This is a genomic window from Rhizobium sp. CB3090, from assembly GCF_029714285.1.
Taxonomy (GTDB): Bacteria; Pseudomonadota; Alphaproteobacteria; order Rhizobiales; family Rhizobiaceae; genus Rhizobium.
Genome location: NZ_CP121662.1, coordinates 1238664 through 1259710 on the forward strand (window position 1 = coordinate 1238664; position 21047 = coordinate 1259710).

At 59.1% G+C, this 21047-nt stretch carries 19 protein-coding genes and 1 tRNA gene; 13 read left to right on the forward strand and 7 right to left on the reverse strand.

Annotated elements, in window-relative coordinates:
* The first annotated feature begins 19 nt into the window (after positions 1-19).
* The 3 genes from surE (at position 20) to QA646_RS06065 (ending at position 3369) form a co-directional block, all read left to right on the forward strand.
* Positions 20-793, forward strand: a complete 774-nt coding sequence (gene surE, locus QA646_RS06055; RefSeq protein WP_283058137.1) for a 5'/3'-nucleotidase SurE — start codon at positions 20-22, stop codon at positions 791-793.
* On the forward strand, positions 790-1443 hold the full coding sequence (locus tag QA646_RS06060) for a protein-L-isoaspartate(D-aspartate) O-methyltransferase (RefSeq protein WP_283058138.1): 654 nt from the start codon (positions 790-792) through the stop codon (positions 1441-1443). The genes surE and QA646_RS06060 overlap by 4 nt, the downstream gene beginning before the upstream one ends.
* 171 nt (positions 1444-1614) lie before the next feature.
* A complete protein-coding gene (locus QA646_RS06065; protein WP_283058139.1) occupies positions 1615-3369 on the forward strand; it encodes a LysM peptidoglycan-binding domain-containing M23 family metallopeptidase in 1755 nt (584 codons plus the stop codon).
* A gap of 79 nt (positions 3370-3448) precedes the next feature.
* On the opposite strand, the gene QA646_RS06070 is transcribed toward QA646_RS06065, so the two are convergent.
* Positions 3449-4321 (reverse strand): ATP-binding protein, encoded by an 873-nt coding sequence (locus QA646_RS06070; protein ID WP_283058140.1) that lies wholly within the window; start codon positions 4319-4321, stop codon positions 3449-3451.
* Positions 4322-4527: 206 nt separating this feature from the next.
* On the opposite strand from QA646_RS06070, the gene yajC reads away from it, so the two are divergent.
* The 5 genes from yajC to QA646_RS06095 all read left to right on the forward strand — a co-directional run bounded on the left by yajC (position 4528) and on the right by QA646_RS06095 (position 9395).
* Positions 4528-4875, forward strand: coding sequence for a preprotein translocase subunit YajC (yajC, locus tag QA646_RS06075; protein ID WP_283058141.1), 348 nt, complete (start codon positions 4528-4530; stop codon positions 4873-4875).
* Positions 4876-5039: 164 nt separating this feature from the next.
* On the forward strand, positions 5040-7577 hold the full coding sequence (secDF, locus tag QA646_RS06080; protein WP_283058142.1) for a protein translocase subunit SecDF: 2538 nt from the start codon (positions 5040-5042) through the stop codon (positions 7575-7577).
* A 4-nt stretch (positions 7578-7581) separates the two neighbouring features.
* Complete coding sequence (locus QA646_RS06085; RefSeq protein ID WP_283058143.1) at positions 7582-7968, forward strand: Mth938-like domain-containing protein; 387 nt, start codon at positions 7582-7584, stop codon at positions 7966-7968.
* 17 nt (positions 7969-7985) lie between these two features.
* Entirely contained in the window at positions 7986-8846 is an 861-nt protein-coding gene (locus QA646_RS06090; protein WP_283058144.1) for a phytoene/squalene synthase family protein, read from the forward strand.
* A 75-nt stretch (positions 8847-8921) separates the two neighbouring features.
* Positions 8922-9395 carry a hypothetical protein gene (locus QA646_RS06095; protein WP_283058145.1) on the forward strand — a complete coding sequence of 158 codons (474 nt, stop codon included), beginning with the start codon at positions 8922-8924 and terminating at the stop codon, positions 9393-9395.
* A gap of 117 nt (positions 9396-9512) precedes the next feature.
* On the opposite strand, the gene trmFO is transcribed toward QA646_RS06095, so the two are convergent.
* The 3 genes from trmFO to QA646_RS06110 all read right to left on the reverse strand — a co-directional run bounded on the left by trmFO (position 9513) and on the right by QA646_RS06110 (position 11641).
* Positions 9513-10922, reverse strand: coding sequence for a methylenetetrahydrofolate--tRNA-(uracil(54)-C(5))-methyltransferase (FADH(2)-oxidizing) TrmFO (gene trmFO / locus QA646_RS06100; RefSeq protein ID WP_283058146.1), 1410 nt, complete (start codon positions 10920-10922; stop codon positions 9513-9515).
* Positions 10923-11034: 112 nt separating this feature from the next.
* Positions 11035-11178, reverse strand: a complete 144-nt coding sequence (locus tag QA646_RS06105) for a DUF1127 domain-containing protein (RefSeq protein ID WP_065091553.1) — start codon at positions 11176-11178, stop codon at positions 11035-11037.
* Positions 11179-11494: 316 nt separating this feature from the next.
* Complete coding sequence (locus tag QA646_RS06110) at positions 11495-11641, reverse strand: DUF1127 domain-containing protein (RefSeq protein WP_283058147.1); 147 nt, start codon at positions 11639-11641, stop codon at positions 11495-11497.
* An 851-nt stretch (positions 11642-12492) separates the two neighbouring features.
* Between QA646_RS06110 and QA646_RS06115 the strand changes: the two genes are divergently transcribed.
* The 4 genes from QA646_RS06115 to tig all read left to right on the forward strand — a co-directional run bounded on the left by QA646_RS06115 (position 12493) and on the right by tig (position 16258).
* Complete coding sequence (locus QA646_RS06115; protein WP_283058149.1) at positions 12493-13647, forward strand: DUF2157 domain-containing protein; 1155 nt, start codon at positions 12493-12495, stop codon at positions 13645-13647.
* Positions 13644-14255: a GDYXXLXY domain-containing protein gene (locus tag QA646_RS06120; protein WP_283058151.1), complete on the forward strand. Its 612-nt coding sequence runs from the start codon at positions 13644-13646 to the stop codon at positions 14253-14255. The genes QA646_RS06115 and QA646_RS06120 overlap by 4 nt, the downstream gene beginning before the upstream one ends.
* A 144-nt stretch (positions 14256-14399) precedes the next feature.
* Positions 14400-14484 (forward strand) — tRNA-Leu (locus QA646_RS06125).
* Positions 14485-14761: 277 nt separating this feature from the next.
* Positions 14762-16258 (forward strand): trigger factor, encoded by a 1497-nt coding sequence (gene tig / locus QA646_RS06130; RefSeq protein WP_283058152.1) that lies wholly within the window; start codon positions 14762-14764, stop codon positions 16256-16258.
* 166 nt (positions 16259-16424) lie between these two features.
* On the opposite strand, the gene QA646_RS06135 is transcribed toward tig, so the two are convergent.
* The gene (locus QA646_RS06135; RefSeq protein WP_283058153.1) at positions 16425-16883 is read right to left on the reverse strand and encodes a cupin domain-containing protein; all 459 of its coding nucleotides are present in this window, start codon (positions 16881-16883) and stop codon (positions 16425-16427) included.
* 225 nt (positions 16884-17108) lie between these two features.
* Between QA646_RS06135 and QA646_RS06140 the strand changes: the two genes are divergently transcribed.
* Complete coding sequence (locus QA646_RS06140) at positions 17109-18563, forward strand: winged helix-turn-helix domain-containing protein (RefSeq protein WP_349254259.1); 1455 nt, start codon at positions 17109-17111, stop codon at positions 18561-18563.
* 157 nt (positions 18564-18720) lie between these two features.
* Here QA646_RS06140 and sthA read toward each other — a convergent pair whose 3' ends face one another.
* The gene (sthA, locus tag QA646_RS06145) at positions 18721-20124 is read right to left on the reverse strand and encodes a Si-specific NAD(P)(+) transhydrogenase (protein WP_283058155.1); all 1404 of its coding nucleotides are present in this window, start codon (positions 20122-20124) and stop codon (positions 18721-18723) included.
* Between the two features lie 104 nt (positions 20125-20228).
* Positions 20229-20825 (reverse strand): dual specificity protein phosphatase family protein, encoded by a 597-nt coding sequence (locus QA646_RS06150; RefSeq protein WP_283058156.1) that lies wholly within the window; start codon positions 20823-20825, stop codon positions 20229-20231.
* Positions 20826-21047 lie beyond the last annotated feature (222 nt).

A 21047-nucleotide genomic window follows, 5' to 3' on the forward strand; every position in this document is an offset into this window, starting at 1 on the left:
TGTTTTGAGCGGTGGGGCAATGCGGATACTTTTGACCAATGACGACGGCATTCATGCCGAAGGACTGGCCGTGTTGGAGCGCATCGCCCGCACCATGTCCGATGACGTCTGGATCGTTGCGCCGGAGACGGATCAAAGTGGCCTTGCCCATTCGCTGAGCCTTTCCGAACCTCTGCGTTTGCGCAAAGTCTCCGACAAGCATTATGCGCTGCGTGGCACGCCGACGGATTGCGTCATCATGGGCATCCGCCAGGTTATGGACATCAAACCGGACCTGGTGCTCTCGGGCGTCAATTCCGGCTCCAACGTCGCTGATGACGTCACCTATTCGGGCACGATTGCTGGTGCCATCGAAGGTACGCTGCAGGGAGTGCGCTCCTTCGCGCTGAGCCAGGCCTATGTGCACGAGAATGGGACACGCGTCGTTCCCTGGGAGGTGGTCGAGGCCCATGCGCCGGCGCTCCTCGGCAAGCTTATCGATATCGATCTGCCCGATAGCACCTTTCTCAACCTGAACTTCCCGAACTGCCGGCCCGACGAAGTTGCGGGCACGGAAGTTACCGCACAGGGCAATCTTGCCTTCAATCTTCAGGTCGAGGAACGGGCAGACGGCCGTGGTTTCCCCTATTACTGGTTGCGCTTCGGTGAGCGCAGCGGCATCTTTCGGCCCGGCACCGATATCCACGCCTTGAAACAAAATCGTATTTCGGTAACTCCTTTGAAACTCGATTTGACGGATTATTCAGCGCAAGACCGCGTGGCGCGGGCGCTCGGGTACGGAGTAGCGGATTGACAGCTCGTTTGCTCGAGAAGGAAGGCTTTGCAGCCGTTGTGCTGCGGCTGCGAGCCGAAGGCATTTTGGACATCGATCTGATGACGGCCGTCGAACAGACGCCGCGCCTTCCCTTTGTGCCGCCGCAATTTGCCGATGATGCCTATTCCAGCCGAACGATTCCGATCGAATGCGGTGCCTTTATGGAAGGCATCGATCTTGTCGTCCGCATTCTGCATAGCCTGAAGGTCAAGCCCGGCCATCGCGTTCTCGAGGTTGGAACCGGCAGCGGCTTCACTGCCGCCGTCATGGGCCGCATCGTCGAGCGGGTGCTGACGGTCGACCGCTACAAGACTTTGACGACGGCAGCGCAGCAGTGCATGGATACGCTCGGCTTGCGCAACGTCATCATCCGCCAGGCTGACGGCAGCGTCGGGATGCCGGGCGAGGGCACTTTTGATCGCATCCTAGTGACCGCGGCCTTCACCACCATGCCACGCTTCTTTGCCGAGCAACTGGTCTCCGGCGGATCGATGATTGCGCCGCTGATACTTTCAGACAATGTTTGCCGTATGGTGCGTCTCACCAAGACCGGCAGCCGCTTCGAGCGCGAGGAACTGTTCGACGTTCCCTATCAGCCGATCGTGCCGATGCTCGCCTCTTATCTTTGAGGCCTAATTTAGATTGAAATCACCGGAAGTATCCCCGCGAGCGCGGGATTCATCTTCTATGGTTAGCAATTCCTCAAAAAAACACATGCGGCACCAGTGCTTTAACCGCATGGTAAGATTAACGCGCTTTAATTGACCCACAAATCGGTTGCGTCTCAAGTGGGTCGAGTCATGAGTTTCAGTCTTTCGTCAAACTACGGTAAATCGGCAGGGAAAGTCCTGGTGGCCATTCTCCTGGCGAGCACCGCGACAGCTTGTAGTTCGGACACGACGCGCTTCAGCGGGCTCTTTGCGGGCTCTCCTGATCAGGTGACGACCGGTTCGATCAATCGTCGCGGATTGAACGGGCCGGACGGTGATCCCGTGCCGCGCGCCGACCTTGCTCAGGGCGGCGGCTATCAGCAGCAGGATTATTCCCAACAGAACGCACCGGTCACGCGGCCTTATCCGAATTCTCCGGCCCGTTACAATCCATCCTATTCGAGTGCCCGTGTCTCGACCGCTCCGGTTGCGATCCAGCGTACCGAGCTTGCGGCGCCGACTGCTTCCGCAGCGCCGGTGCGCACGCATGTCGCCTCCAGGGGAGAAGCTGAAGCGCTGGCGCAGCCGTTCCCTGCATCGCGTGGCAAGGCTGCGGTGTCCCGTGCAGAGCCGGCTCTGGCTCCCGATACGATGCCGACCGGCACGATCAAGGCAGCACCCGCTGCTGCATCTTCATCCGGCTGGACAGCAGTCAATGCGCCGAGCGTCACCCTGCGTCCGGGCGAAAATATAAGCCTGCTGTCGCGCCGCTATGGCGTTCCGGAAAAGGAAATCCTGCGCGCCAATGGCCTGAAAAACAGCGCCAGCGCTCAGCCGGGCCAGCAGATCATCATCCCGACCATGAACGGCGCAGGCGCTCCAGGCCCGGCGAAGATGGCTTCGGAAGCGACCGACCTTTCCAAGGGCGGCAAGATGCCGGCACCGGTCAAGGCTCCGGAACAGGACGCCGTCGTACTGCCTTCCAACGGTCAGATGCGCGGCAAGTCGCAGGCCGGCCTCGCCGATCCCGGCAAGCTCGCAGCCGGCAACGGCAAGGGTCCGCATCCGAAGGGCGATGGTACCTATGTCGTCAAGCCGGGTGACTCGCTCGCCAGGATCGCCAAGAATGCCGGCGTTAGCGTCGATGAGCTCAAGCAAGCAAATCACATGCAGCAGGGCGGCGGCATCCGTATCGGCCAGACGCTGAAGCTGCCGCATGGCGCAGTCGCCGAGGCGGAGTCGGCCAGACCCGATCCCGTGAAAACCGCCTCGATCGAGCCGCAGAAGTCCGCCGTCAAGTCGGTTGCCGTACCGGCCACGGAGCCGAAGCAGGCTGCTGCTGAGTCGACCGTAAAGCCGGCTGCCAAAACCGCCGCTGCGAAGACCGCAGCCGCAGAGCCGGCAGCAAAGGCAGCGTCGGCATCCGAAGCCGCCAAGCCACAGGCGGTTGCGGCCGCAACGCCGACCCAGTCCGTCGGAGACGCCGCCGCCAAGGCCGACGTGCAGGCTGACGCACCGGAAGCGACCGGCATCGGCAAATATCGCTGGCCAGTCCGCGGCGCTGTCATTGCCGGCTATGGCTCCAACGTCAACGGTAGCCGCAACGACGGTATCGACATCTCGGTTCCGGAAGGTACGCCGATCAAGGCTGCTGAAAACGGCGTCGTCATCTATGCCGGCAACGGTCTGAAGGAACTCGGAAACACCGTCCTCGTCCGTCACGACGACGGTACGGTCACCGTCTACGGCCATGCCGATGCGCTCAGCGTCGCACGTGGTCAGAAGGTTCAGCGTGGCCAGACGCTCGCCACCTCCGGCATGAGCGGCGACGTCAAGCAGCCGCAGCTTCACTTCGAAGTCCGCAAGAATTCGGCCCCGGTCAACCCAATGACGTTCCTTGAATAGGGTAGTGCGTCTCAAGGAGTCTGCAAAAAGCTCGGCCACCACCGGGCTTTTTGTCGTTCTGAACCTTGAGGTGCGGAGATCAATCCCGCTCCAGCACGATCCGCTGCCGCCCGGCGAGATCCTGGATATATTGCCACGCCACACGCCCGGAGCGGGCGCCGCGTGTCGTTGCCCATTCCAGCGCCTCGTGATGCATCTGGGCACGGTCGAGGGTGAGTTTGAAGTAATCGGCATAGCCGTCGATCATCTGCAGATAATCTTCCTGACTGCACTTGTGGAAGCCGAGCCAGAGGCCGAAGCGGTCTGAGAGCGATACCTTTTCCTCGACGGCTTCCGAAGGGTTGATTGCCGTCGATTGCTCGTTTTCCATCATATGCCGCGGCAGCAGGTGGCGGCGGTTCGATGTGGCGTAGAACAGCACATTGTCGGGCCGACCTTCGACACCGCCGTCCAACGCCGCCTTCAGTGACTTGTAGGCCGTATCGTCGTGATCGAAGGAAAGGTCGTCGCAGAAGACGATGACGCGATGTGGCGCAGCTTTCAGGATATCGAGCAGCACCGGCAATGAGGAGATATCCTCGCGATGCACTTCGATGAGCTTCAGCGAGACGCCGGTGGCGCGGCGCACATCCTCGTGCACCGCCTTGACGAGCGACGACTTGCCCATACCGCGCGCGCCCCAGAGCAATACGTTGTTGGCAGCGAAGCCTTCAGTGAAGCGCAGCGTATTCTCGTGCAGAATGTCGCGCACATGGTCGACCCCGCGGATGAGCGCCAGCGCCACGCGGTTTGGCCTGGCGACGGGCTGCAGATAGAGCTGGGCAGGCACCCAGACGAAGCAATCGGCGGCGCTCCAGTCGTTAATGGCCGGCGCCGGGCCGGCGAGGCGTTCAAGCGCGTCGGCGAGGCGGCGGACTTCCGCAAGGATCAGCGTGTTTTGATCTTCGGTCACCGTTTTTCCTCCAGAACGTTAGTCGGGAAAGGAGTAAAATGCTCCCTGTGCTGCCGGGTACCATGCTCCTTCCGAACCCGAAAGGCTAAGAGGCCTGGAAAACAGTACGGTCCGCGGCTGTTTTTGTTGCATTCGCGATGATCACAACTATATTCCGGCCACCTGACGCGGGCCCCGTTCCCGCAAGGAGTTCAAGGGAGTTCTCGATGTTTATCACCAACGCATATGCGCAGAGCGCGACAGATTCAGCCGCAAGCGCTTTTGGCGGTTCCGGCTTTGAAATGATCATCCTGTTTGTGCCGCTGATGGTGGTCTGGTATTTCCTTCTTATCCGCCCGCAACGCGCGCAGGCGAAGAAGCGTGAGGAAGTCCTGAAGAATATCCGCCGCGGCGACCAAATCGTCACGAGCGGCATCGTCGGCAAGGTCACCAAGGTCGTCGACGACAAGGAACTGGAAGTCGAAATCGCTGAAGGCGTCCGTATCCGCGTCGTCCGCAGCGCTATTTCGGAAGTCCGCGTGAAGGGCGAGCCGGTCAAGGCTGACGCGGCGTAAGGTTTGCCGGGAGGCGGGTCGAAGCGGCTTGCCACGCCTGCGTGCAGTTTCGAAAATCGGATTCGACTTTCGAAGAGAACTGTGCGCAAATTCAAAGTGTTACTGCGCCTTTACGTGTCTCGGTGATTGTCGGGGCGCAGTAAGAAGCCAAACTCGAGAGAGCGATGCTGCACGTCTCCTGGTGGAAGACCGTCCTGATCTGGTTCGCCGTTCTCTTGAGCGTTCTCCTTGCCGTACCCAATCTGCTCGGCGATCAGCAGCTTTCCTCTTTTCCGGCATGGTTCGCGCAGCGGAAAGTCGGGCTCGGGCTCGATCTTCAGGGCGGCTCGCATATCATGGTGAAGATCGAGCGTGGCGACGTCGTCAGGAATCGGCTGGAGACCGTAGTCGGCGATATCAGCGCTAGGCTGCGTACAGTCAATATCGGCTATTCCGGTCTCACAGGTACCGGCCAGAAAATCCAGCTCCGCATCAACGATCCCGCTCAGGTGGAAGCTGCGGTGAACGCCCTGAAGCCGATCACCAGCGGCAAGGCGGAGGCGACCTTGTCGCAAGGCGACAACGGTGCCCTGATCATCGATATTACTGATGCCGGCATCAATGAGCGTGTCTCCGCATCCATGACGCGCTCGCTCAAAGTCATTCGCAATCGTATCGCTCAGTTGGGTGTCGGCGAGCCACTGATCCGCCGGCAGGGCGCGGACCGTGTCATCATTCAGGTGCCGGGTCTCGCCGATCCGCAGCGCCTGAAGAATCTTCTGAACCAGCCTGCCCAGCTCAGCTTCCGTCTGGTCGATCAATCCATGCAGGTGCAGGATGCCATCAATGGCCGACCGCCCGCCGGTTCGGAAGTGCTGTTTTCCGACGACGATCCGCCGGTCGGCTATCTCGTCCAGAAGCAGCCTCTCCTTTCGAATATTGACTTTGCCGATGCCGTAGCGGTGTCCAATGCCCAAAACAACGACGGCAATATCTCCGTCAAACTGACGCCCGAAGCGACCAGCCGCTTTGCGCAAGCGACGGCTAACAATCTCGGCAAGAATATCGTGGTCGTGCTTGACGATCAGGTCATTTCGGTGGCCGCATTGAAGACGGCAATCACCACCGGCGACATCGATATACCCGGCGATTTCACGGCACAGGGCGCACAGGATCTCGCCGTCATGCTGAAGTCGGGGCCGTTGCCTGCGACGCTGACTACGGTCGAAGAGCGGACCATCAAGCCCGGTCTGGGCAATGAAACGATGCGCTCCGGCGTAACGGCCTGCATCGCCGCCGGTATTTTCGTTGCCGCGCTGATGATCGGCTTTTATGGACTGCTCGGTGTCGCCGCGACGATTGCGCTTGTCATCAACATCATCATGGTTCTGGCGATCATGGGGCTCTTCGGCATCACGCTGACGCTGCCCGGGATTGCCGCCATCGTTCTCATCATTGGCATTGCGCTCGATGCCAATGTGTTGATCTACGAGCGCGTCCGGGAAGAAGAAAAGAAGACCCATCTTCTCGTCGATGCGCTGCGCCATGGCTTCAACCGGGCGGCCGCCACCGTAGCCGACGCCGATCTCACGGTGCTCATCGTCGCCGCCATTCTCTTTTATGTCAGCGGCGGTGCGGTTCGTGGCTTTGCGGCGACATTGATGGTGGGCGTTTTCACCACCTTCTTTACCGCCTGCTTCGTCACGCGGTCGCTCGTCGATGCCTGGATTTCGCATCGCAAGCCGCGGGTGCTGCTGGCGGGTGTGCGAAGCGGCATTTTCGATGGCGCGAATATCCGCTTCATGGGTATACGACGCTATTCGTTTACAGTCTCGGCGGCGCTGTCGGTCGCAACTCTGCTCGCCTTCGCAACGGTCGGCATGCACCTCGGTATAGACTTTACCGGCGGATCGATCATCGAAGTTCGCGCCAAGCAGGGCGTTGTCGATCCGGCCAATATTCAATCGCGCCTGCAGAATGTGGTTCCGGGCGATGTGCAGGTCGACCGGCTGGCCGATCGGCTGAGTGCGGTGATCCGGGTGCATGCGCAGCAGGGCGGCGAAAACGCCGAACAATCCGCCGTGACCCTCGTGCGCGACGAGCTGGGCAAAGACTACGATTTCTCCCGTATCGAGGTCGTCGGCCCCGCCGTCTCCGGCGAAATCAGCACCACGGCTTCGGTTGCGGTTCTGGCGGCGCTGGCTGCGATCCTCATCTACATCTGGCTGCGTTTCGAATGGCAGTTTGCCGTTGGCGCGATCGTCGCCACCTTGCATGACGTCATCCTGACGCTTGGCCTTTTCGTGCTGACCGGCATGGAATTCAACATGACGGGCATTGCAGCACTTTTGACCATTGTCGGCTATTCGCTGAACGACACGGTTGTGGTCTATGACCGGATGCGCGAGAATCTGAGACGCTATCCGCAGATGCCGTTGCCGATTCTGATCGACGCTTCGATCAATCAGACGCTGTCACGCACGGTTCTGACCTCGGCGACGACTTTGCTGGCGCTGTTCGCGCTCTATATATTCGGCGGCGAGGTGATCCGATCCTTCACCTTCGTCTTACTTTTCGGCGTCGCGGTTGGCACTTTCTCGTCGATCTATATTGCGGCTCCAGTCCTGATCGTCTTCAAGCTGCGCCCGGATAAATTCCAGGCCGGCGGCGAAAACGAGGGACAGGCAGGCGGCGACGTGCAATCAGGCAAACCAGCGGTGTGACAAAGTGGCAAAAGGCATAGAAATACGGAACGCGCATTTTCCCGGCCGCGCACCGATCGACGCTTATGGCAATGGCGGTTTCCGGTTTGCCGATATGTCGCATCGCGGTTCGCTGCTCTGCCTGCCCTCGGGCATCTATGGCTGGGATATGACGCCGGAGGATGCGCTGACGCCGGCGCATTTCCAGAAAGTGCTCGATGAGTCCGCCGAGATCGAAGTGCTGCTGGTCGGCACGGGCTTGGAACTGCGGCCCTTGCCTTCGGAGCTGAGGGCAATGCTCCGCGCCAAGCAGATTTCTTCCGATTCGATGAACACGGGAGCGGCGGTGCGCACATTCAACATCATGCTGGCTGAGTCCCGCGCTGTTGCCGCGGCGCTGATCGCCGTTTGACGAGGATCAGTTAGGGCATGACAACATTAGCTGCGCCCCGTAGCAACCAGGATCTTTGCCTGGCGACGCTTCGCGACACCGATCGCGACCGTTATCTCGCCTGCCTGCTGGCACCGGAGGACAAGCGCGGCGCACTCGCCGCACTCTATGCCTTCAATGCCGAACTCGCGCGCATCCGCGATCTCGTCCACGAGCCTTTGCCGGGCGAAGTGCGTATGCAATATTGGCGTGATCTGCTCGAGGGACAGGCGCATGGGTCAAGCGCTGCCAATCCCGTCGCTGCCGAGCTGCTCGCCGCGATCGAAGCGTATCGCCTGCCGCGACAAACGCTGATCGATATGATCGATGCGCGCATCTTCGATCTCTACGATGATCCGATGGAAACGCGCGGCACGCTGGAAGGCTATGCCGGCGAGACGGCATCGGCGCTGATCCAGCTCGCGAGCCTGGTGCTGTCGCCGGAGGATGCCAGCCGCTCGGCCGATGCCGCCGGCCATGCAGGCGTGGCGCAGGCGATTGCTGGGCTGCTGCAGCTGATGCCGCTGCATCGCCGCCGCGGACAGCTCTACCTACCGTTAGAAATCTTGACGGCAACCGGCCTCGATCGTGATGCCTTCCTCGCCGGCGAGGACAAGGCACGCATTTCCGCCGCCATCGAAGCTTTTGCCGGCCTTGGCCGCGAGCATCTGGCGAAGGCCAGAGCCGCCGGCAATATTGCGCCGACGGTGTTTCCGGCTTTCCTGCCGGTGGTTTTGGCGGAGCCGGTGCTGAAACGCGCACAGGCGCTGGGCGCTGAGTTGTTCGATCAATCTTTCCTGCAGCCGCAATGGCGCCGGCAGATGCGCATGGCATTGGCTTCAATGACCCGGAAAATCTGAAATCGACCACGTTCGCGCAAGTCTCGGGGTCTATAGAGACCGCTGAACATCTGCCCGCATTCCAGGAGAGCCGCTATGGGCATCATCGTCTGGTGCATACTCTTTGCGATCGTCGTTTTCTTTGCCTTCTTCGCAACGCGCATGGCGTCGCAGAACAAGGAGGACGGTTTGCACGACACCGGTCTTGCCATTCTTGAATTCGGCCGCGCTTTTCCGACGGAAGCGATCCGGCAGTTGCAGACCACGGCCAACGGCCAGGCGGTTTTCGTGCGCCTGCATGACGACAAGGCCGGCTTCATGCGGAGCCTGCGCAATCACTTTGCCGTTCATCTGATCGAGCCGGGCAGGGCGCGTGCCAAGGATTCTGGGACCGGACGCGGTTTGACCGTCGAGTTCCTGGACGCACCGCACCATAACGGCACATTCGAATTCGCCACGCCCGCGGAGGCCGCAGAGGTCTCGCTCTGGCTGCTCGGCAATTATGTTGAAAAAACTTCGCCCCAGCGGGGAGAAGGTGGGCATGATCGGTTGAGTGAAGCGAAACCGTGAATGGCCCGTTGAGGGGCACTGCAGGCAAAGTGCCGCTGTCACGCACACTAAATTCTTTCCAGTAACGCCCCCTCAATCCGCCCTTCGGGCGACCTTCTTCCCGCTGGGCGAAGGCAATTATTGTCCCAGCCACCCGGCGCAATCCGCCAGCGCCCGCTTGGCGATAAGTTGCCGTTTCATGATCGTCTTATCCTTGCCGCGGAAGCGCTTGACGCCCTCCGGCTTGACGATCGAGCCTGGTTCCAATTCCGGAAACAGCCCGAAATTGATGTTCATCGGCTGGAAGGATCGCTTGCCCGGCTCTTCATCGGAAACGATATGGCCGCCGGTGATGTGGTTGAGCAGCGAACCCAGCGCCGTCGTGTCCGGCGGCAGCGACGGCGACTCACCCTTGCGCTCGGCAGCGGCAAAGCGTCCGGCGAGCAGGCCGATGCTAGCGCTTTCGACATAACCTTCGCAGCCGGTGATCTGGCCGGCAAAGCGCAGGCCCGGCCGCGATTTCAGCGTCAGCGAGCGATCGAGCAGCGTCGGCGAATTGATATAGGTATTGCGGTGCAGCCCGCCGAGCCGTGCGAATTCGGCATTCTCCAGGCCTGGGATCAGCCGGAAAATCTCGGCCTGCGCACCATATTTCAGCTTCGTCTGGAAACCGACCATGTTGTAGAGCGTGCCAAGAGCATTGTCTTGGCGGAGCTGGACGATTGCATAGGCCTTGACGCCTGGATTATGGGCATTGGTCAGGCCCATCGGCTTCATCGGCCCGTGGCGCAGCGTCTCGCGCCCGCGCTCTGCCATCACTTCGATCGGCAGGCAGCCATCGAAATAGGGCGTGCCTTCCCATTCCTTGAAACCAACCGCATCGCCGGCAATCAGGGCATCGACGAAGGCATTGTATTGGGCTTCGTCCATCGGGCAGTTGATGTAGTCCTTGCCGGTGCCGCCCGGTCCGACCTTGTCGTAACGTGACTGGTACCAGCAGATATCCATATTGATGCTATCGCGATAGACGATCGGCGCGATGGCGTCGAAAAAGGCAAGCGCATCCGCACCGGTCTCGGCCTGGATGGCGCTGGCGAGTCCGGGTGCCGTCAGTGGTCCGGTGGCGATGATCGCCTGGTCCCATTCCTTCGGCGGCAGACCCTGGATTTCCTCGCGCAGGACCGTGATCAGCGGATGGCTTTCGATCGCCTGCGTGACTGCTGCGGAAAATCCATCGCGATCCACCGCCAGCGCGCCGCCGGCGGGAACCTGGTGTTTATCCGCCGAAGCCATGATCAGCGAGCCGGCCAAACGCATTTCCGCATGGATGACGCCGACTGCATTGCTGGTCGCATCATCGGAGCGAAAAGAATTGGAACAGACGAGTTCCGCCAGATCGTCGGTCTTATGCGCCTCGGTGCCGCGCACGCCGCGCATCTCATGCAGGATGACGGGCACGCCGGCGCTGGCGATCTGCCAAGCGGCTTCCGAGCCGGCAAGACCGCCGCCGATGACATGGATGGGAGAAAAAGAGCTGCTATTTGTCATGCGCGCGTCATTACCACGGGCAGGGCGGCGATCCAATTGCTTTACGCAAAAGCCGGAATCAAAAACGGCGCCGAAGGGCGCCGTCTTGGGGCAGTCCACTTGGTCCGTTGTATTAACGGAAAGAGCGGGAAGCGATGTTGCGGATTTCGTAGCGGCTAACGCCGATATCCGACAGGGTCTGGCTGGAAAGGTTGCCGAGCTCGTTCAGGGTGCGGCGGTAGCTAATCCAGTTCTTGGCAATGCGAAGCGGGTTCATTGTTTTGTCCTCAGTCATTCATGTTGCGAGCGGCACGATTGCCGCCTCAGCGCTTGCCATCTATATAGGCGCGAGGACGAATATTTTGCAGTGCAAATAAAAAGCGTCTGCTATGCATTTGTGCAATATGACGCCCAAAAAGCCATCAATGCCCAAAATTTATGTGACCCTGCGAGGCGCATGGCTTGAAGCAGTTTGAGAGTTGCTGCCGGCGCGAACGACGGAAAAAAACAATGCCAAAAAAAGAACGCCCGCCGCGGTTGTCCGCAACGGGCGTTGTGTAGGCTGTCGCTATTTAGCGAAGCCAAACCGGTACTTAGCGGCCGGTGGCTTCGCGAGCTACGCGACGGATGTCCGAACGATCGATACCGAGGTCGTGCAGTTCGCGGGTGCTCATGCGGCCGAGTTCGTTAACGGTCTGACGATACTTGCGCCAGTTATTGAAAGAGCGGGTCAGGTTCATTTTAAATCCCTTTCGAGGGTCTGGAGATCTTGCCGGTTCCGCAATTGGTTCCGTCCTTGATCTGATGATCGTGAATATATGCTGCGCTGCAAGAACTAAAAGAGCGAATGCTTCATGCCACCTATGCGCATGGTGCAATTCAGTATGATGATTTGGTTAAGAGAGTGGCTGCTTTATGTGCACATCGTAGTGGCGCGAAGGCGAGCATTCGGCAGGATATTTGGTCGAGTCTGTGATCGTTTGCGCGAATTGAGCAATTGCTCAAGAAGGTCGGCCCCGCGAGCTCGGCACGCGAACAAAATCCGGACCGCACTCCCTGTACTCTTCCAATAGTCCGGGCCGCAAAAGCAGTGCGCAGCCGCGGCCTGCCGATTCGCGCCGAGTAGACCGATTTGGTTGGATAAAAAATAACGCCCACCGCGGGAGGAGGATGCGGTGGGCGTCATTTGTGGTGATTGACGACTGGGAGGAGGAGTGTCGTCAATCCATCGGAGCGCACTGGGAGGAGGAGTGTGCGGCTCCGAATTCTGTGTGAGGATTTATCCCCAGGCTCTTTCCAGCTTTCGCCGAAGCGGCGCGCCACCGCCGTCCTTTGATGCTCATAAAATAGTATGACTTTTTATTTTTGTGCAGCGCAATAATTTCATGGGAGGCATGCTGAATTTGCATACCTTAGGGCGATGCCTATGCCGCAAACGATCATTCTAGGGAGTAAAGCCTTAATCCAACATTAACGCGGTGCGGCTTTGCTGGAAATCCGGCTCGATTTGAGACTCGAAAGAGCGACTTCGAACCCACTCGATCTGTGATAAGACGTGCTGAGACGAGGGAATCGCTGTCAGGGGCGCGCGATGTACCGGGGTAGGCTGGAGCGTGATTTAAAGATCTGGGTGGATAAGGGACTGGTCGACGCACCGGCAGCGGCGGCGATTCTCAGCGAATATGACAGCCGCCCTGCAAGCTTCAGCCTCGGTCGAGTGCTTGCCGTCATGGCGGCGCTGTTGGTTGGCGTCGCGATTCTGCTTTTCGTAGCGTCGAATTGGGAGGCCATCCCCAGGGTTGTCAGGCTCTCCGGGCTTATAGCGCTGATCTGGGCTTTTTATCTCGGCGGCGCCTATTCATTCACGCGCGGGCATCCGATTCTCGCCTCGGCGGTGCTGATTCTCGGTACGATGAGTTTCGGTGGCGCCATGTCGCTGGTCGGCCAGATGTATAATATGTCCGGCGATGATCTGACGATGATGATCGTCTGGTTCGCAGTCGCCAGCATCGCGGCCACATTGTTTCGCTCAAGCGCGCAGGTCGCTCTTGCCGGGTTTCTGGCTTGGGGCTTTTGCGGCTTTTATCTTTGGGATCATTATGACCAATGGTACGGCCTCATGCCTTGGGCGCCACCGGTTATGGCGGCCGTGCTGATCGCCCTTGTCCGATACGTCAATGCGCCGAGGTCTCGGCATCTTGCCTACTTCATGCTTGTCGGCTGGCTGACATGGATTTTTGCGCAGTATGAGAGCCTGCATGCGGCTGTTCTGCTTGCCGCCGCCGGCTTGATTGTGTTCCTGGCCGTTAGCCTGCCAGTTTCGCCTCTGATGCGGATCGCCCGGACTGCCGGCGCGGCGCCGGCCTTCTATGCCTTCCTCATCGCTGCCATCGGTCTCTTCGCAGTCCATGGAGAGATCGGCAACGGTGTTTTTGAGAACAATATATGGGTTGAAAACAAGCTGCCTCTCATCGTGATTGCCTTTGTGACGCTCGCAAGTGCCATCGTAGCGATCATTCTGAGCGGCCGCGACAATGGTGCAGTGCGTTATCTCGCATACGTCGTCTTTGCTTGGGAGATTCTCTATCTTGCGAGCGAGACGGTTGGTTCGATCATCGGCACATCGGGCTTCTTCCTGATTTGCGGCGTGTTGGTTGCCATCGCCGCCTGGCTGGTCATTCGGCTTGAGCGGCGATTTTCCCATCATGCCGGCCCGCGGAGTGACGGGCAGGAGGTGCAGGTATGACGATGGCAGCCGAAACGAGCAGCGTCGCACGCAACCTCAGCCGGCGCATGTGGATCGCCGCCATCATTGTCGCGACGCTGCAGACGGCCATCCTTGGCTATATGGTCGGCGAACGGGCTTGGGGCTTGAGAAGCGGCGTCGAAGTGCTGTTGAAAACCGCTCCGATCGATCCCCGCGATTTGCTGCGCGGCGACTATGTGACACTGAATTACGATATTTCGCGGGTACCGGTATCGACCCTGATCGGCGGGGCACCGACCGAGAGCCGGAAAAACCAGGTTCTGTCCGTTCGCCTGAAGAAACGGGATGATGGCTATTGGGGCATTGTCGAATCGTCCTTTGGACCATTGGAACCGAAACCGGACACCGTCGTTCTCAAAACCCTGCCTTTCGACTATTTCTCTTATGGCGATAGCCCGGAGGCTACGATCCAGGTCACATACGGCATCGAGCGCTATTATATGCCCGAAGGCGAGGGCCGCGCCATCGAGGATGCACGCAATCACGACCGCGTCGCCATTGCCGCCCGCGTCTCGGCCGATGGCGTGGCGCATATCAGGAGCCTGCTCCTGGACGGTAAATCCGTCTATGACGAGCCGCTTTACTGACGGCGTTTCCGTGGAAAACCAAACAAGGTCCGCGGACGGTCGTGGAACCGTCATTTTTCCTTTGCGTGGTTTAAAACGGGTGATATAGAGACGCCGCGCTCCGGAAGGCCTCATGGGCAGGCATTGCCGTATGCTTTTGGGAACGCGGGTATGGTGAAATTGGTAGACACGCCAGATTTAGGTTCTGGTGCCGCAAGGCGTGGGAGTTCAAGTCTCTCTACCCGCACCAAGGCTGCCTTGTGGACGGGAGAGGCTTAACGAGCCTGTCTCCTGACCCGCTGTAGGACGCGCCATTTTGCCTAGAGCATCCCGCTTTCTACTGGAAAGTGGACAAGATGCCCTAGATTCCGAGAGGGAGAGCGACCTTTTGCGCGTTCGTTCGAACGCGCGGCGCTCCAGCAAAATGATGAGGAATTGCATCCAAGCCACGCTCGGGATTTTCCGGCGTCGTGCTCATCGAAACGAACGGCTGTCTGGGCACGGCCGCCATGAATGAAGGTAGGACAATGCAGGTTATCGAAACGCTCGCTGAAGGGCTGAAGCGCGAAATCAAGGTGGTCATCCCGGCCAAGGACATGGAAGTTCGCATGAACGAGCGTCTGGCCGAGGTCAAGGACAAGGTCCGTATCAACGGTTTCCGTCCGGGCAAGGTGCCGGTTGCGCATCTGAAGAAGGTCTACGGCAAGTCGATCATGGCCGACCTCGTCAACGAGATCGTTCGCGACCAGCCGCCGGCCATCCTGACCGAGCGCGGCGAAAAGTCGGCGACCCAGCCGGAAGTCGCCATGACCGAGGACAAGGACGAGGCTGAAAAGATCCTCGCCGCTCAGGCCGATTTCGAGTTCACGCTTTCCTATGAAGTCATCCCGGCAATCGAACTGAAGTCCGTCAAGGGCGTCAAGGTTACCCGCGAAGTCGCCGAAATCGGCGAGGACGAAGTCACCGAACAGATCCTGAAGATCGCCGAAAGCGCCCGCAGCTACGAGACGAAGAAGGGCAAGGCCGCCAACGGCGACCGCGTCACGATCGATTATCTCGGCAAGGTCGATGGCGAAGCCTTCGAGGGCGGCAAGGACGAAGACGCTCAGCTCGTCCTCGGCTCCAACCGCTTCATCCCGGGCTTCGAAGAGCAGCTCGTAGGCTTCAAGGCTGGCGATGAGAAGACCATCACTGTGACGTTCCCGGCTGATTACCCGGCCAAGAATCTTGCCGGCAAGGAAGCCACCTTCGACATCAAGGTAAAGGAAGTCGCAGCACCCGGCGACATCGAAATCAACGATGAACTCGCCTCCAAGCTTGGCATCGAATCCGCCGACCGCCTGAAGGAAATCGTCCGCGGCCAGATCGAAAGCCAGTATGGCTCCGTTACCCGTCAGAAGGTCAAGCGTCAGATCCTCGACCAGCTTGACGAGATGTATCAGTTCGACACCCCGCAGAAGCTTGTCGAAGCCGAATTCGCCAGCATCTGGCGCCAGATCCAGACCGATCTCGATGAATCCGGCAAGACCTTCGAAGACGAAGACACGACGGAAGAAAAGGCTCGCGAAGAATATCGCAAGCTCGCCGAACGCCGCGTCCGCCTTGGCCTCGTTCTCTCTGAAATCGGCGAAAAGGCCGGCGTCGAAGTGAGCGAAGACGAAATGCAGCGCGCCCTCTATGCGCAGCTCCAGCAGTTCCCGGGTCAGGAAAAGGAAATCCTGAACTTCTTCCGCAACACGCCCGGCGCCTCGGCCAACCTGCGCGCGCCGATCTTCGAAGAAAAGGTCATCGACCACCTGCTGACCGAAGTCGACGTCACCGACAAGACCGTTTCCAAGGAAGCGCTGCTGGCTGACGACGAGGCCGAAACCGAAGACAAGCCGGCAGCCAAGAAGGCTGCTCCGAAGAAGAAGGCTGCCGCCAAGGCTGAAGCAACCGAAGCTGCCGCCGAAGGCGAAGAAGCTGCCGCTCCGAAGAAGAAGGCCGCTCCGAAGAAGAAGGCTGCTGAAGACAGCGCCGAATAATTCGGCTCTCTTCCGAAACGAAATCACGCCCTGCCGTTCGCGGCGGGGCCTTTTTTGTTGGGGTAGGGCGTGGGAAAATCGCGGAATTTAGGAGTAGATGGCTCCACCCGCTACTGTAGCCGCTCGTGGCAATATCAAACCACAGGCGACCACTCCTTCCTCTCACCTATTTCTGCAGCCTCGATATTTGGGTCGTGTCATATCGTTCCCTCAATTCCGCAATGGCGTCGGGATTCGGCGTGTTGCTCTGCGCAACAAGCTTCACAAGTTCCTCAAAATAATGTTCGTGCCCGGGCGGCGAGACTGTCATGATCATCCTCGCCGTCTTGCCACTGGCATTGCCAATATTGTGGGGCACCCCTGGAGGGATGAAGACATAGGTCCCCGGCGTGGCCGTGATTTTCCGGCCGTCGATGTGCCATTCACATTCGCCCTCAAGAACAAAGAAGGTTTCTTCCTGAACCCGGTGAACATGGAGGCCGGTGGAAAAACCCGACGGCAATGTCCAGTCAAACATCGACGTGTGCTTTGTATCTCCCCCGACCACCAGCAATCTCAAAGGCTCTCCGGCCAGCTTCAGCTCCTTGCCTTCACCCGGCATTCGAACAATGGCTTTCGCGCTCATTTCACTCTCCTCCGCTGTTGTGTCTCAAGGCCCTGGTGACCTCCCGAAGGATGCTGCTTTGCCAACTCGAAGTCGCAAATGGATTGCGAAAATGTTGCAAAATATCTGCGAATGATATTTCCTCGACCTATGGCGACGGTCCACACGTTCGGCTCGTTTCGCCTCGATGCGGACGCTGAAATTCTGTTTTGCCGAGCAGAGCCGTTGGGGCTGGGGCGACGCGCAGTGGCGCTATTGCGGGTGCTTCTGGAACGGGCGGGAATGCCGGTTGGCAAGGAGGCGCTGATAGAGGCCGCATGGCCGGGTCTCGCCGTCGAGGACAGCAATCTTACGGTCCAGATGGCAGCCATACGCCGCGCACTTTCCGAGGATGGTGGTTCGAGTTGGATCGAGACTCTGCCGCGGCGGGGATATCGATACATTGGGCCAGAGGTGACAAGCGAGGACGTGCTCGACAAAGCAGCGTGCCGAACACCATCCTCGCATAGTCTTCCATCCGGACCATCCGTTGCCGTGCTTCGGTTCTCAAATCAGAGTGGTGACGCTCAACAGGAGTATTTCGCAGACGGCATCGTCGAAGACATCGCGGCCGGCCTGTCCCGAATAAATTGGCTGCTTGTGGTCGCACCAAAATCAAGTTTTGCGTATGACGGGCAATCGGTGGACCTGAAGCAGATCGGCGAGGAGCTGGGCGTACGCTATCTCCTGCAGGGCAGTGTGCGAAGGTCCGGCGGTCGCGTCCGGATATCTGCCCGGATGATCGAGGCGGAGACCGGAAGCCTACTGTGGACGGAACGGTTTGACCGTCCGCTTGACGACATTTTCGAACTGCAGGATGAAATCGCCCTCAATGTCGTCAGTGCCATCGAGCCGCACCTCCGCAAGGCGGAATTGGAGCGCGTCAGGCGCAAGCGGCCCGAAAGTCTTGACGCCTATGACCTCGTTTTGCAAGCTCAGCCCGACGTCTACTGCGGCATGCCGGTGGAGGCAACAAGGGCATTGGTGCTGTTGGACCAGGCGCTTGTTCTCGAACCAAGCTATGCGCTGGCGCATGCCTTTGCTGCAATGTGCCATCACTGCCTTTTCCTCCGCGCCGGATTGCTCGAAGAACATCGTCTGGCATCGGTCCGACACGCTCGGACGGCAATTCTCCACGGACAAGACGATGCGCTCGCGCTGACATTTGCCGCTTTTTCCATTGGAATGGACGAACACGATCGCGATGCCGCCTTCGCCGCGGCCGAAGCTGCCCTCGCCATCAGCCCATCTTCGGCGATAACCTATATCGTTGGCGGCGTGATGTTTGGGTGGGCCGGAAAGGCCGAGCGCGCCGTCGAATGGGGCGAGCGGGCGTTGCGTCTCAGCCCTTTCGATCCCTGGGCATGGTCCGCTTTTCATGCATTGGTGCTTGGTCATTTCCATCTGGGAAATTACGAGGATGCAGTCAAAGCAGCTTACAGGGCTGTTCAATACAATCCTCGCCACAGCATTTCGTACATGCTGTTGGCGGCATCGCTCGCAAACCTTGGGCGCCACGCCGATGCCAAAAGTGCGGCGGCACGAGTTTTGGAACTACAGCCTGCTTTTCGCTACCGCATGCAATTTTCCGGCGTCGACTGCCAACCAGCGTTATCGGCATCTCTCGGCATCGCGTTGGAAATCGCGGGACTTCCTGGATAATGGAGCATTCGAGTGATTTTCCGGGCGACGTCCTCGGCAGCTAACAGTGGGGCGGTCCGGCCGAAAGTGGCCATCAGTGGCATCTGCCGCAAAACGTCGGACGATTGGGTCTCCTCTCACCGTTTCAACGAGGAGAGGAGATTATGCCGCAACCTGCTCAAATCTCCGACTTGATATCGCCCATACGGTTCCACGCATCCAGACCGGCGATTTTGTAGGCTTCCGCGAGTGTCGGGTAGTTGAAGGTGTTTTCGACGAAATATTCGACCGTGCCTTTGAGGTTCAACACCGCCTGGCCGATATGGACGAGTTCGGTCGCGCCTTCGCCGACGATGTGGACGCCGAGCAGGCGGCGGGTCTTCAGCGAAAAGATCATCTTCAAGAGGCCGGTATCGAGGCCCATGATATGGCCGCGGGACGTCTCGCGGAAACGGGCGATGCCGCATTCGTAGGGAATATGGCGGTCCTTCACCTCTTCTTCGGAAAGGCCGCAGGTGGAGATTTCCGGCACGGCGTAAATGCCGTAGGGGAAGTATTTCGGCGGCTCCTTGGCGATAGCGCCGACGGCGACGCGGGCAGCGATACGGCCCTGTTCCATCGAGGTCGAGGCAAGGCTCGGAAAACCGACGACGTCGCCGGCTGCGAAGATATGGGAGACGTTGGTGGCAAAGGTTTCGGGATTGACGCTGAGGCGGCCGCGATTGTCCGCTTCGAGACCGGCGGCCGCCAGATTGAGCGTATCGGTAGCACCCATGCGGCCGGCCGCAAACAACACCATATCGGTGACGATATGGCGGCCATTATCCAGCAGCAGTTCCACCTTGCCATCCTGCCGGATGACCTTCTCGGCCTTTTGCCCCAGCAGAAGCTTCATGTTGCGGTCACGTAGCTGATAGATGAAGTCCTCGACGATTTCCTTGTCGATGAAGTCGAGCATCGTCGATTTCGGATCGATCAACGTTACCTGTGTATCGAGCGCACTGAAGATCGTCGCATATTCGATCCCGATGACGCCGGCTCCGATGACGACCATCGAACGCGGCAGATGCTCGATCTCCAGCAACTCGTCGCTGTCGAGAACGGTCTTGCCATCGAAGGGCATGTAGTCCGGACGGAAGGGCTTGGTGCCGACCGCGAGCAGAATGCTGGCGCCGGTCACATGGAGCACTTCGCCGTCATCCTTGACGACCTGCAGGGTCTGGGGATCGACGAAGCTAGCCTTTCCGCGAATGTGTTGGACGCGATTGCGGGCGAACTGGTGCTCCAGCACTTCGACTTCATGGTCGAGCGTGATCAACAGGCGACGGCGCAGATCCTCGGCGCTGATTTCCTGTTTGACGCGATAGGAGCGGCCATAGAAGCCGCGCTCGCGCCAGCCGGAAAGATTAAGCGCGGTTTCGCGCAGCGTCTTCGATGGAATGGTGCCGGTATGGACGGAAACACCGCCGACACGCTTCCCCTGTTCGATCACCAGCACCCTCTTGCCGAGCTTGGCGGCCTGAATGGCGCCTCTGCGGCCTGCGGGGCCACTGCCCACGACTATGAGATCGAATTGGTCCATCGGAAGCCTCGGGTGATGAAATCTATGGAATCAATGTCGCAACGCAACATGCTGCCCGTCAACCGGTAGCCGCTCAATGTTACAGATTATCTAACAGGAAATGATCAGGAGCTGGAAAGGCCGAGCCAAGGCTCCAGCTTTTCAAAAGTCCGGTCCATGGCATAGGCATGGGTAAAGGAAAGCGGCAGATGTCCGTAGATGATCGACATCTGGCTCTCTGCAACCGCTTCGCCGGTTTTGGCGATAGCAGCGAGATAGAGGGCAGAGGCAAGCCCCGTGCGGTCTGCGCCGGCCTGGCAATGGATCAACAATGGCTTCGGCGCATCGCGCATGATCTCGACGAGCTGAGCTGCTCGCTCCTGAGTCAGTTCGCGGCTGGAAGACATCTTGAAGTCGATGTGGTTGATATTGAGTTCCTTCGCCTGGGCGACTTCGTTGTCATACCAACTACGGCCGCTATTGTCGCCGCGCAGATTGATGATGGTCTTGATACCATACTGCTTCTGCAGTTCGGCGATCGTCGCCGGTGACGGCTGAGAAGAGCGGTAGACCTCGCCTGCAATGACTGGATGGAAATTCGTTGTCCAGAGCATATGAGCATAGAAACCGCCGGCGATCAGCGCAAACGGGGAAAACGCAAAAAGAATACCACGGCCGACGCGGCGCAGACGATGAGAAAGCGGCGATGACGTCTTCGGCAATGTAATCTCCGGATATGCCGCACCTCGGGCGGATAAGGCGTAAACAAAACAACCGCTTCCGCCGGCAAATGCGCCGATCTGGAGGCGCAGTCGTTGTGTCAGAACATCCTGACAAATACCTTAAAAGCGGAGGAGAGCTCCCGAGGTAGGAACTATCGATGCTTCAGTGCTCCAGATCGGTATTTGTGCTGATCAATATAGAAAAAACAATACATTACGTAA

Bases quoted from the DNA above. Each gene is read 5' to 3' on its own strand.
- surE (WP_283058137.1), top strand. From the start codon at position 20: ATGCGGATACTTTTGACCAATGACGACGGCATTCATGCCGAAGGACTG.
- QA646_RS06065 (WP_283058139.1), top strand. From the start codon at position 1,615: ATGAGTTTCAGTCTTTCGTCAAACTACGGTAAATCGGCAGGGAAAGTC.
- yajC (WP_283058141.1), top strand. From the start codon at position 4,528: ATGTTTATCACCAACGCATATGCGCAGAGCGCGACAGATTCAGCCGCA.
- secDF (WP_283058142.1), top strand. From the start codon at position 5,040: ATGCTGCACGTCTCCTGGTGGAAGACCGTCCTGATCTGGTTCGCCGTT.
- QA646_RS06090 (WP_283058144.1), top strand. From the start codon at position 7,986: ATGACAACATTAGCTGCGCCCCGTAGCAACCAGGATCTTTGCCTGGCG.
- QA646_RS06095 (WP_283058145.1), top strand. From the start codon at position 8,922: ATGGGCATCATCGTCTGGTGCATACTCTTTGCGATCGTCGTTTTCTTT.
- trmFO (WP_283058146.1), bottom strand. From the start codon at position 10,922: ATGACAAATAGCAGCTCTTTTTCTCCCATCCATGTCATCGGCGGCGGT.
- QA646_RS06105 (WP_065091553.1), bottom strand. From the start codon at position 11,178: ATGAACCCGCTTCGCATTGCCAAGAACTGGATTAGCTACCGCCGCACC.
- QA646_RS06110 (WP_283058147.1), bottom strand. From the start codon at position 11,641: ATGAACCTGACCCGCTCTTTCAATAACTGGCGCAAGTATCGTCAGACC.
- QA646_RS06115 (WP_283058149.1), top strand. From the start codon at position 12,493: ATGTACCGGGGTAGGCTGGAGCGTGATTTAAAGATCTGGGTGGATAAG.
- QA646_RS06120 (WP_283058151.1), top strand. From the start codon at position 13,644: ATGACGATGGCAGCCGAAACGAGCAGCGTCGCACGCAACCTCAGCCGG.
- tig (WP_283058152.1), top strand. From the start codon at position 14,762: ATGCAGGTTATCGAAACGCTCGCTGAAGGGCTGAAGCGCGAAATCAAG.
- QA646_RS06135 (WP_283058153.1), bottom strand. From the start codon at position 16,883: ATGAGCGCGAAAGCCATTGTTCGAATGCCGGGTGAAGGCAAGGAGCTG.
- sthA (WP_283058155.1), bottom strand. From the start codon at position 20,124: ATGGACCAATTCGATCTCATAGTCGTGGGCAGTGGCCCCGCAGGCCGC.